The 12,668-nt window shown below is 36.2% G+C and carries 7 protein-coding genes; 5 read left to right on the top strand and 2 right to left on the bottom strand.

Going from position 1 to position 12,668, the window contains the following annotated elements:
• Positions 1–23 precede the first annotated feature (23 nt).
• The gene (locus ACFINW_RS03080; protein WP_375673784.1) at positions 24–4,583 is read right to left on the bottom strand and encodes a hypothetical protein; all 4,560 of its coding nucleotides are present in this window, start codon (positions 4,581–4,583) and stop codon (positions 24–26) included.
• Positions 4,584–5,238: 655 nt separating this feature from the next.
• Here ACFINW_RS03080 and hfq point away from each other — a divergent pair.
• The 4 genes from hfq (at position 5,239) to ACFINW_RS03060 (ending at position 10,069) form a co-directional block, all read left to right on the top strand.
• Entirely contained in the window at positions 5,239–5,478 is a 240-nt protein-coding gene (gene hfq, locus ACFINW_RS03075) for an RNA chaperone Hfq (protein ID WP_005773461.1), read from the top strand.
• Positions 5,479–5,531: 53 nt separating this feature from the next.
• Positions 5,532–6,875, top strand: coding sequence for a GTPase HflX (gene hflX / locus ACFINW_RS03070; RefSeq protein WP_375611565.1), 1,344 nt, complete (start codon positions 5,532–5,534; stop codon positions 6,873–6,875).
• A 144-nt stretch (positions 6,876–7,019) separates the two neighbouring features.
• A complete protein-coding gene (locus ACFINW_RS03065; protein WP_375611566.1) occupies positions 7,020–8,846 on the top strand; it encodes a hypothetical protein in 1,827 nt (608 codons plus the stop codon).
• 146 nt (positions 8,847–8,992) lie between these two features.
• On the top strand, positions 8,993–10,069 hold the full coding sequence (locus ACFINW_RS03060) for a COX15/CtaA family protein (RefSeq protein WP_375640538.1): 1,077 nt from the start codon (positions 8,993–8,995) through the stop codon (positions 10,067–10,069).
• Positions 10,070–10,089: 20 nt separating this feature from the next.
• On the opposite strand, the gene argC is transcribed toward ACFINW_RS03060, so the two are convergent.
• Positions 10,090–11,022 (bottom strand): N-acetyl-gamma-glutamyl-phosphate reductase, encoded by a 933-nt coding sequence (gene argC / locus ACFINW_RS03055; protein WP_375621303.1) that lies wholly within the window; start codon positions 11,020–11,022, stop codon positions 10,090–10,092.
• Between the two features lie 322 nt (positions 11,023–11,344).
• Here argC and glyA point away from each other — a divergent pair, with 322 nt between their 5' ends.
• Positions 11,345–12,658 (top strand): serine hydroxymethyltransferase, encoded by a 1,314-nt coding sequence (glyA, locus tag ACFINW_RS03050; protein WP_375621302.1) that lies wholly within the window; start codon positions 11,345–11,347, stop codon positions 12,656–12,658.
• Positions 12,659–12,668: the final 10 nt, after the last annotated feature.

Here is a 12,668-nt window from a genome sequence, read left to right as displayed (position 1 = left end):
ATCTTTTTCCACTTTCTTATTTGTTATTGGATTCGACCACTTGCATGAGCAAGCATAGTATAAACTTTTCCGGTATCTGATATCAAGTACTTGCGAACTGAGTTGGAAGAGCCAGAACTGCGCGATATATCACGTAAGAGCTTTTCGAAATCTGTAACATATTGATTCACTGAACGTTTAAACCCAAAATCGCTCATATATTTTTTCTTAATCATTTCAAATATTTTTTGTCCATTTAAGGTATAAAGGCGTTCTGTTACGATGTTTTTTTGTCCACGTTGATAATGATCCCATAGCTCAATAATGGCATTGTGATTAATAGCTTGCACTATACCAGAAGCTAATGAATTAAGAGAGCAGTTTGCAGGAGATGGTTTTGTTTGCACTGATGTTAAAACATCATCACTAGGGGGAGCATCATAGAATGTTTCTTCACGTGAAGCTCTTTCTAAGAGATTTGATACCCATTTATTTGGTCTTTTTTTGCTTTGATCTTGTTGCAAAATAGGCTTAGGTGGCACAATCTTTTTAACAGACTCAGTGGAACTGTCACTTTTTTGATTAAACATTGATGATGTAGGAAATGCTGATATTAGCTGTTTTTGTGCGCTCTTTTGATCATTTTGTATAACACTGACTAAATCTTGTAACGCTGTAATCTGTTCATTCAAAGCTGTGCGAATTATTTGCGTTGTTTCTTTTGTTTTTTCTGGAAGTTTTTTTACATTTTCATTGATATCATTATTAATCTTTGAAAGCTCTAAACGAACTTCATCAGCCGAGCTACGTATATCTTCTGCTGCTTCTGAAAAACGCGTTGATGCTTCACTAACAAGCTTATTAAGTGATTGTTGGAATGAATTTGTGGAGTTACGCGCATTCTTATCAGAGCGTTCAAGTGCTAAGTTGAAGATTTTTTCATAATGCCCAATCATTTGATTAATTTCATGAGACTTTGAAACAAGAGCATCGCTTAATACAGAAAGCGTATTATGTTTTTCTTCAAGTGTTGCACTAAGTGAATTTTCAGACTGTTCAAGAACATGAATAGTTTGGGAAAGTGTCTTTGCATGTTCACCAAAACTGCTCGTTATATGATTAATTTGTTCAAAGGTACTCTTTGAAAGTCCTTGCAGAATTTCAACATTAGTATTGAGCGCTTGATTTGAAGCTGACAAACGCTCTGCTACTTGGTCCGTGTTGCGGAAAAAATTATTCGTACTCTCATTAAACTGCCCATCAATATTTTGAACAGCCGATAATAAAACATTACTATTTTCCTGAAAATTGTAAATTGATTGATTCAACTGTGTTAAGATGGATGAGACATTATTAACAAGCTCTTCCTTCATAATCGTTATTGTTTGAAGTGTTTCAGAGTTAGCTTTGGTTAAGCTATTCACTAAAGATTCATTATGCGCATAAATTCTTTGTTCAGCATCTTGTGTGGAAAGAGAGAGTTGTTCACCGATATGCTGTGTTAAAGAATCAATTGATTCTGTCGTATTTTGCGCTGCTTGATTTAAGTGATTTGTAAGCTCTGTTATTTTTCCAACATGTTGTGAAATTTGTGTTGTTGTTTGATTTCCAGCATCTTCCAGACGGCTCGTTACATCAGAGAGCTGATATCCTAAATTATTTTTAAGATTTTGCATAGAGTGATGAAGAACATCACAGCGTTCATTAAGAACTTGTTCTATTGCTGTTGTTGATGTGTGAATAGTTTCATTCAATAATGCTTGTGCATTATGGCTGGCTGTTGCGAAAGCTTCGACAGTATGCGCTGTTTGTTCAGACAGAACTGACAGAACTTTTTCACTGGTATCATAAACAGTTTTTTTGACATTTGATACAATGCGATTGCCTGATTCTGAGAGAATATTTTCTGCTTGTGCAGTAACATTTGTAACAGATGAAAGAATTTGTTCACTCGTAGAAGAAAGAATATCAGAAGCTTTTATAATCTTATTATGCAGGTTAGCTGTCACTGTATTAACAGAGTCTTCTAAGGTTACACGCATATTGTCAACACTGCTTTCCAGCGCTTGTTGAATTATCTGACTTTGCTCATTACTAATCATGAGAGACGTTTTTAATGTGTCAGAACGTTCCTCAATAACAGATGTTTGCATATCAATGGCTTCACAGATTTGGCTAAATTTTTCAGATAATGTTTCCTCTAGCGTTGTTGTCCGTTCAAAAATTTTGTGTGCACGATCTTCTAGATCTGTATCGAATGATTCCATACGTGTTTCAAGGGTTTCAAAGAAAACACCACTCGATTGAGAGAGCGTATTTTTTAAAATTTCGGCATGGCTTTCAAGGTTTTTGATATGATCTTGAACCGTTTCAGTAATGTTTTTATTATTGGCGACAATTGCACTCTCAACTAAATCTATTTGTTGTTTCAATGCAACATCGACACGTATATCACTTTTTGCAATGAGATTATGGATTGTTTCCATGCGTTGTTCAAGTGTGCGTGCTTGATCGGCAAGAACTTCATTGAGAGAAAAACTATTAATCGCTAAAGAATCGCGCAGAGCATCGGCACGGATATCAATATTTCTCGCTTGTGCTTCTAAAGCATCTTGGGTTGTATTACAACTTTGTACAATGACATCTTGTAACTTTTCAGTGCATTGGATGATGTTTGTAATATGATTTTCAGCTTGTTTATCAACGACTTGAACATTATCAGCCAAAACTCTTTCAATATGAGAAGTATTTTGGGACAAAACATCAATTTGATTTCTTAATGTATCCGCAATTTTATTTTTCTCGTTATCGAGCATGTCTGCCATAAGAGCTCGTTGATCAGAAAGTTGTACTTTAAAATCTTGTGAACGTTCTTGTATGATATCAACAATGGCATTGTCGACATATTGAATTTCTTCTCTCAGACTTTCTTTACTTTTATCAATTGCAGAAAGAATAGCTTCACGTCCATTTGTAAATGCATGGGTAATGTCTGCTGTTTTTTCTTGGAGGTTCTCATTTATTTTCAAGACATGAGCTTCCAAGAAGTTACCAAGTTTTTCAGCATTATCCTCTAAAGCCTGACTGCGTTCTATAAAGGAATCAATGATGGAATCACTATGTTCTTTAAGAGAAAGATCAACAGTTGCTAAACGTTGTTCAAAGGCTCCAATTGCTTGCGAGGTTACGTTATCAAATTTAGAAGAGAGTTTATGTGCTTGGTCGTCGAGCTTTAAGATCTTCTCATCAAAATTCTGTAGAGATTGATTATTACGATCAATAAGAGCTTTATCCAAGGCTTTAAACTTTTCATCAACAGCGTGCAAAGTTTGATCTGTTACTGCTTGTATATGTGTTGCAATTTTAGCAACATGTACTTCTGCTTTTTCAGCTGTTTCATTAAAAGTTTTTTCTATTTGTTTTTCATTATGATCAAATCGTTTTGCAAAGCCATCGAAGTTTTTTCCTAATTCATGAAAAAATTCCGTGTTTTTCTGCTGAATTTGTGTTGTTGTTTTGTTAAATTTTTCAACAAGCTGATTTGTTACGCCATCACCAGCATAGGAAAGTTTTTCAACGAGGTCTTCGCCTTGTTTTTGTAAAGTTTGAGAAAGGGTTTGTGCAAGCTTTTCAACATTGGTTACAATGTTAGAGGTAACCAAACCAAATTCATCACTCAGTTGTTCTTGGGTTCCTTTAATTGTTGATTGTACGCGATCTGCATGATTCAAAATGGCTATACGTTCGTTACTTAATTCTTTGATTAATGTGTGAATGCGTGATTCATTCTCAGCATAGGCTTGTTCTAGATTGTGAACTTCACCTTGTATGATTGCTTCAAGTTCAACAGCACGTCCGAGAGTACGTTCAATACCTTCGTTCATTGCCGCTACTTCTTCACGAATGGTTTGCCCTATAGCAATAGCTTGTTTTTCAGATAGATGTTGTGGTTCACTAAGGCGCTGTGCAGCATTGGTCATAAGAAGCGCAATATTATGCAAGTCGTTTGAACGTTTTGTTAATTGAGCAACGCCCCAAGATATAAGGATAGGAATTGCTGTTCCGGCTGCTACAGCAAGTCCTGTTGGGGAGGTAACAAAAGTGCTGATATTGGATAAGGAGCTGAGTCCGGTAGGTGCGAGCTTATGCGCAATAAAAGCTCCTCCCGTTGCCCATAAAGCACTAAGCGCTGTTGTGTACCAGTAGACTCGAGAGGAAGAACGCTGCTTGAATGGTCCAAAATTTACAGGGGTTGTTATATCATCATTTGCGGGAAGAAGTTTTGTAGGCAATAATGTATTATGAACAGTTCCACCTGAAATATCAGGTGAAGGTTTTGGAGCAAAAAGCTGTTCAACAACGGATTTATCAATAACAGCTTCATCATGAATATTAGAAACAAAAGTTGACGTACCGTTTTCAGCAAAAAATTCTTCTTCTGCCATTGCAATTTTTTGAATCAGATCATCGACATTAACAACATTTTCAGAATTATTGGATGATATCGTTTCAAATCCTGTGTCATCGAAATCAAAGTTCATAGCTTTTGTGAGGGCTTCTTCAACTTCAACTTCAAATGTTTGCAATTTTGTTCTGCGTGCCATACTCGCCTCGTACTCTTACAGCCGGAAAAGGGATACGTCCTCTTCCACATAATTTCTACATACTAGCTGTTAATTATTTAGAAAGGAATATGCTTAGGGAAAAATTTTAAAAACTTATCAAGATAAAGTTAACGCGGTTTCTTGTACCCTGTTTAAAAATATTATAAAATATAGTAAAAACAATTTATTATTTAAATCTAACTAAAACAAAAATACTGTTTACAACTTGTGTTTATAGAAAGCTTTATAAGCCGGCAGTCTTTGAAATAAGGACAATTTAATAGCGGTTATATATACAGTAAGGTGCGAATGCCTTTCTTTAATATCGATAATCGTTAATAAATGTTGTTGTCCGCTTACTTTTATTGATTCTAAACGAAGCAGATTCATCATCACATATAGTCCGTAATAGCTTAGGATGTATAAAAGTATCCCTTTGAATTGTAAGCTCATAAAAAAGTAAACGTAGAAAAATTTTTAATTTAATATAGCTTTTCGTAAGTTGTACTTTATTATTGTCTTAAAGAGCCGTTTTTTCTCTAATTTCAGTTGTTTGTTGCTGAATTTTTAAGCTTCTACGTTGACAATTGGATATTTTTCAGTCGATATGCATGCACGAATATTTTTATGCAATCTAGATAAAGGTGTAAGAATAATGGCAGAGCGATCACAACACCTGCAAGATGTGTTTTTAAATACGGTGCGTAAGCAAAAAATTTCCCTTACAATTTTTCTTGTCAATGGCGTTAAACTCACGGGTATTGTAACTTCATTTGATAATTTTTGTGTTCTTTTGCGCCGAGATGGACACGCGCAATTGGTTTATAAGCATGCTATTTCTACGATTATGCCTGGACAGCCTGTACAGATGTTTGAGGGTGAAAGTCCTGAGTAAACATATCATTTTAAGATAGACCTCTTATCCCATTTAAAAGTACTTAGATTGCTATGATAAATGAAAATGAGAGATTAGGAGGGGTATTTTCGCAGAATACAGAACAGGTGCGCGCACTTGTTCTGATACCGATTTTTCAAGAAAATAGAAGTGAAAGCTCTTTGAGAGAGTGTTCTATATCTTCTCGTGTTAAAGAATCATTGGGGTTAGCGCGTGCTATAAGGTTAGAAGTTGTTAATTATGAAACGATTAATATTGCAACGCCTCGCTCTGCGACTCTCTTTGGAAAAGGTAAAGTAGATGCGTTAACCTGTTATATAGATGAATATTCTATTGAGCTTGCGATTGTAGATCACTTTTTAACGCCAGTACAGCAGCGTAATTTAGAAAAATTATGGAATTGCAAAGTTATCGATAGAACGGCTTTGATTCTTGAAATTTTTGGGGATCGTGCACGAACAAAAGAAGGAGTTTTGCAAGTAGAGTTAGCGCGTTTGTCCTATCAAAAAGGGAGGCTTGTGCGGAGTTGGACGCACTTGGAAAGGCAACGGGGGGGGCGTGGCTTCCTAGGTGGACCTGGTGAGACGCAAATTGAAGCAGATAGGCGTCTTTTACAAGAGAAAATTATTCGTATTCGCCGCGAATTGCAAACGGTTATTAAAACACGTGCACTTCATAGAGCAAAAAGGAAAAAAACATCTTATCCTGTTGTAGCAATGGTAGGATATACGAATACAGGAAAGTCAACTCTTTTTAACCGTTTAAGCGGTGCAGATGTTTTAGCAAAGAATATGTTATTTGCAACGCTTGATCCGACTTTGCGCAAAGTTGTGCTTCCCCATGGAAAAACTGTTCTTTTGTCTGATACTGTAGGGTTTATTTCTAACTTGCCAACGAATTTGATTGCAGCTTTTAGAGCAACCCTTGAAGAAGTGGTTGAAGCAGATCTCATTCTTCATGTAAGAGATATGTCAGATCTTGATCATCGAGCACATGCCCAAGATGTTTTAGAAGTGCTTTCAAGTCTTGATATCGATATTGATGATATGGAGCATATCATAGAAGTTTGGAATAAGATTGATATGTTAGATGAGCAAGCATTGAATGTTTTACAAACAAGCGCAAAGACGCGATTAAATCCTGCTCTCATGGTATCAGCACTTAAGGGGGATGGACTCGATCAATTATTAAGAGCCATTGAAAAGCGAATTTTTGGAGAGGTGCAAAGCATTGAATATCTTTTACAACCTCATGAAATGTCGCTTATTGATTGGTTTTATGAAAACTCTGCGGAAATAGTGCAAGAAGGGCATGATGATGGGTCTATTACCATTAGAGCGGTTGTTACTTCTGAAGCAAAAAAACAACTAGAGAGCCTCAAAAAAAATATGAATTAAGTTCTTTAAAGCTATTGTTGAACATTTGTGCTTAAATTTTATATTTTTATTATCTCAAAATAATATGACAGCAAGTTAAGAGGATAGTTACTACTTTCTCTTAATAAAACAATATGAAGAAGTATTTTGCTGGTTAAAATAAAGATGAGTCTTACATGTAATAAAAGACTATTCGTACGTACCGTATGGCGAAGCATTTTGATTGTTTTGCTATTACAAATGCTATGTGTATCTTTGATTTGGTTGTATTATTTTGTCCAGCCCCGTGGTTACCAAGCAACTTTAACATTTTCATTATCTGATTCTGTAGGAAAGCCATTACCAATTAAAAAGCAAGACAATGTTATCGCCTTTTTGTTTTCACAGCCTATGTTCTTCAATGATTCGAATTTTTCTTTAAGTGCTTCTTATAAGAAAAAAAATCATGAAAATATCCGTTTATCGCGTCATGGTGATTTTATCGATCTTACTTTTGAAGCCGAGACACTTGAAGCAGCTCAACGTGGGTTGGAAACTTGGTTTTCCGCATTTTCACAAGCAATCATAAAACAGAAACAATTCTTGTTAAATGATAAATTAGAAGACAAACAATATGATAATATTGCAATCCTTAATATCGTGCAGGAATTTCGTAAATCTATTGATTCTTTTATTCAGCGTGGTGTAAAACAAACAGAGCTTTATGATCTTTCGATGCAATTAACGCAAGCAACTTTAAAACGTATTCATTTAACAAGTTTGAATTCAACGATTAACATGATGCGTGAAAATGGGCAGTCTTTACTGTCTTTATCGTTTATTGCAGGCAATTCAGCAATTGCTGCTCTGGAATCTAAACGTGATCTCTTGGAAACACAAAGAGCACATATGGCTGCACAATTAGGGTGGACACATCCTCAAATTAAAGCGATGACTGCAGAATTAGAGACAGTTTCTCATCAATTAAAAAATAAAATTTTACAAATCGTTTATCAAGTTCATTCAGATGAGGTTATTGCAACGGAATTAGAAAAACAGCTTCAAAAAAGGGTGAGTTTTTTTGTAAAAGATCAATCCCAATCTTTGAATGAAATATTTAACGAGTTTGAAAATAAAATAAAAGCAGCAGTCGATGCCCAAAATGAAGCGATGAGCAAGTCTGCTCAACGAAGAGAAAAAATTATTGATTCATATCGGAGATTGAGTGATGATCCTTTTCTCTTACAAAATACAAATATCCACGTGGTCGTGCCAACAACGTTAGCACCAATTTCTTTTATGGCTCTTTATGGAAAAAATATTCTTGTGAGTGCATTGGCCAGCTTCCTTACTCTTTTGCTAGGAATATTGTTATTCTATCCGTGCTTTAAAAGGAAAAAAGACCAAATCTCAGAAGAGGATTTGAGATCAAAAGAAAATGGTCTTAAGAAGAATGAGAGTATTTTAGTCTCTCAAGAAATGAAAAATTTTGAAGCTTTTATTACGATAGAGGGATTATCTGATGTTTTGAAATGGCGTGCTTCAACCATTATTTCAATCATTGGACCAGAAGCTGCACGGACAGCGGCAAAGCTTTCACTTCATCTCACAAAAGAGAACAAAACAATTTTGTTGGTCGATATTTCTGGTCAACAAATAGAGAAAGTCATTGGCCCACATCGCGGACTGAGTGATATTTTAACGGGCAATGCCAAGTTGCATGATGTTATTTACCGTGATTATGATACGGGGGTTGATATTCTTCCTCAGGGGTTAACAAGTGCTATTTCAGCACAAGATTTTTCAAATGATATTTTTCATATATTACAAGAATTTAAAAAAGAATATGATTTTATCATCCTAGAGATGGCAAGCGAACCAAAATATGGGGTTGAGCAATTTGCAGAGCTAACAGACTATTATATTTGTAATACTGTTCTTAATGAACAAGAATGGATGATGCGTATGGTAGACAGCTTTCCAAAGACTGTTTATCGCGTTGTAGCATCATAAGCTTCGTAAAAAAGAAATATGTATCGCATGTTATAGTGGTACGCTTGTTTTTTGCTAAAATTGTAGTACATACTAAAATAGACAAAGAGTTAATGTTTAAATTTTAAAATGCATTTTAGTTGGAGAGAAGCGTGGGGCAATCAGATATGGCAATAAAGAGATTAAACAATAGCATTTTAACGCCTGTGCAAAAGGAAAATAGAAAACATATACAGGTGTGGCTTTACTCTATTTTATTGCTTTGTTTGGCAATTGTCTTAGTAGGTGGCGCTACTCGTTTGACGGGATCAGGATTATCTATAACGGAATGGAAGCCAATACACGGCGTTATTCCACCGATTGGTGAGGATCAATGGCAAGAGGAATTTTTAAAATATCAACAAATAGCACAATATAAGCTGCTTAATCCTGATATGACCTTAAGTGCTTTTAAGGTCATTTTTTGGTGGGAATGGGCGCATCGTGTTCTTGGGCGTCTTGTTGGTCTTGTCGCTTTATTGGGGCTCATTTGGTTTTGGGCGACTAAGCGTGTTGAAAAAAATATCTTACTCCCGCTTATTGTTGTACCTATTCTTATCGCCTTTCAAGGCTTTATTGGTTGGTGGATGGTTGCTTCAGGGATTGGGCAAAGTAATTTAACAAGTGTGAGCCAATATCGTTTGGCATTTCATCTTATAACGGCATGTTTTGTTATTGTTTTTGTTACTTATTTATCTCGAGGGCTTGCAGAATATTCAGAAAAGCCAGCAAATAAAAAGGTGCAATATTTTGCGGCATGGCTTGTTATTCTCGTCTTGATAGAGATTTATTTCGGAGCTTTGGTTGCAGGGCTTCATGCTGGAAAAGTCTATAATACATGGCCGCTTATGGATGGGCAGATTATTCCTGATGGATTGTTGCAGCATCGTCCTGTTTGGCTTAATTTATTCGAAAATTCCTTAATGGTTCAATTTATTCATCGGTTTTTTGCTTATTTTTTATTTATTGTCTCAGTTGTTCATGCTTTCTATGTACAAAAAAATGTTCCACATTCAACTCATTCTCGTCGTGCATTTCTTATTTGTGTTATGATTATTATCCAAGCAGTCTTGGGTATCTTAACAGTGTTACATGAGGTTCCGATAAGTTTAGGGCTCATTCATCAAAGTATGGCACTAGCCGTGTTATGTTTTGCGGTTGCACACTGGCGAGCAACGAAAGGGGCATATCGCGTTGTTGAATAAAAGTTTGTGGGTAGGGAGGTTTAGTCGCTTGCAAGCATTAAATCGAGGTTCTGGATAGCTGCAGCTGATGCGCCTTTTCCTAAATTATCGAATATGGCGCTGAGATTAAAAATACCTTCACGATCATTTCCAAATACGAACAGTTTCATACCATCTTTATTGGCTAAACACTCTGGATTAAGTCTTTCAAGTGAAACAGTTTCTTCTTGTGATGCAACTAAAATGGTATTTTGTCCATCGTAATGGTTTGCAAGAATTTCGCGCAAATCAGAACAGTTTGCTGATTTTGTGAATAAATGGCGATGCAGAGGAAGATTCACAATCATTCCTTGGGGAAAACGACCCACACTTGGTATAAAAACTGGGGTTTGATTGATTTGTCCATAGATCTTGATTTCTGGCACATGTTTGTGTTCAAGATTAAGACCATAGATAAAATAATTGCCCTGAATATTTTGTTGAGATTGATTTTCCATTTGTAAAATCAACTGTTTTCCACCACCGGTATAGCCGGAGATTGCATTAATCGAGATGGGATAATCGGCGTCTAGCAGTCCTGCTTCACGGAGTGGGCGAATCAAACTAATGGCACCGGTAGGATAGCATCCGGGATTGGTTATATAATGTGCTGCTTGGATGCGCTTTCTTTGTCCTGCTGTCATTTCAGGAAAACCGTAAACCCAGTCTGGTGCAACACGGTGGGCTGTCGAGCTATCAATAATCCTAATGTTTTTATTTTTTTGAAGCCAATGAACCGTTTCGCGTGCAGCATCATCTGGAAGACACAAAATAGCAATATCGGCTTGATTAAGATAGTCTTGTCGCAGATGAACATTATGGCGATCTTTATGAGCAAGAGAGAGTAGTTTTAAATCTGTACGCCTTTCTAAGCGTTTTTGTATTTGTAGTCCGGTTGTGCCATGTTCACCATCAATAAAAACTTTGGTTAGCATTCTTATTTGCCTTCGTATTAACTTTGCCTATTATATTCAGCTTTTCACATTATAAATTATTTTTAATCATTAAATTATTGAATTTCTTTAGATTATAGATATTTTTTGTAAAAGGTGTAAACAAATAAGAGTGTAAAAAAAGAAATGTAATCTCATTTTTTACTATTCTCGAGAGGAAAGTTTTTCGCTGTTTTTATAACAAAGAATAAGATAAATATTTGCCTCATTATTTTTGAGTGTAAGTAGTTTAAAATGTTTGGTTTGCATGGTTTGCTGTGTTATCGTTCTTTGACTTTATTTTTTTATGTTAGGAATGTGTTTTATGACTCAGCAAGAAAATGACGCACAAAAGCGCTTTTTTAATGATAATTTACAAACTGTTGATGGTGCAATTTTTGACGCAATTAGAGGGGAGTTTGAGCGTCAACAACATGAAATTGAGCTGATTGCTTCAGAGAATATTGTTTCAAGAGCGGTCCTTGAAGCGCAAGGGTCTGTTTTAACCAATAAGTATGCAGAAGGTTATCCAAGAAAGCGCTACTATGGTGGGTGTCAATTTGTTGATGTCGTTGAAGATTTAGCTATTGAAAGGGCAAAACAGCTTTTCGGTGCTGCGTTTGCGAATGTACAGCCTAATTCTGGTAGCCAAATGAATCAAGCTGTCTTTTTAGCTTTACTTCAGCCTGGTGACACATTTATGGGGTTGGATTTAAATGCTGGAGGTCACCTTACGCATGGTTCACCTGTTAATATGTCAGGAAAATGGTTTGATGTTGTTTCCTATGGTGTGCGTCAAGAAGATCAGATTATTGATATGGATGAGGTTGAGCAGCTTGCAAAAGAACGTAAGCCAAAACTTATTATAGCAGGGGGCTCATCTTATCCACGGCTATGGGATTGGAAACGATTCCGTGAAATTGCAGATGAAATCGGTGCTCATTTACTCGTTGATATGTCTCATATTGCTGGTCTTGTTGCTGGTGGCGTGCATCCTTCACCTGTTCCACATGCGCATATTGTAACAACAACAACACATAAGTCGCTTCGAGGTCCTCGTGGTGGTTTAATATTGACAAATGATGAGGCTTTATCCAGAAAAATTAATTCTGCAATTTTTCCTGGTCTTCAGGGTGGTCCTTTAATGCATGTGATTGCCGCAAAGGCTGTTGCGTTTGAGGAGGCTTTGCGTCCCTCTTTCAAGAGTTACAGTGCCAATGTTGTCGCTAATGCGAAAACTTTAGCAAAAACATTACAGGGTAATGGTTTTAATATTGTTTCTGGTGGTACAGATAATCATTTGTTGTTGGTTGATTTACGTTCCAAAAATCTAACAGGTAAACGTGCTGAATTGGCTTTGGGACGCGCTCATATTACCTGCAATAAAAATGGCATTCCTTTTGATTCTGAAACGCCATCTATAACATCGGGAATTCGTTTGGGATCACCTGCTGCCACGACGCGTGGTTTTTTAGAAAAAGAGTTTATTCAAGTTGGTCATCTGATTTCAGAAGTTCTTGATGGTCTTCGGAGTGCAAAAAGTGATGAAGATAATCATGCCGTTGAAATGGCTGTTGAGAAAAAGGTAAAAGATATAACGAATCAATTTCCTCTTTACTCTTATCTTACCACTCGTTAAGGATACAAAG

The sequence above is a fragment of the Bartonella sp. AA18HLJMS genome, from assembly GCF_042197245.1.
Classification (GTDB): Bacteria; Pseudomonadota; Alphaproteobacteria; order Rhizobiales; family Rhizobiaceae; genus Bartonella.
This window is presented reverse-complemented; position numbering and strand designations above follow the sequence as displayed.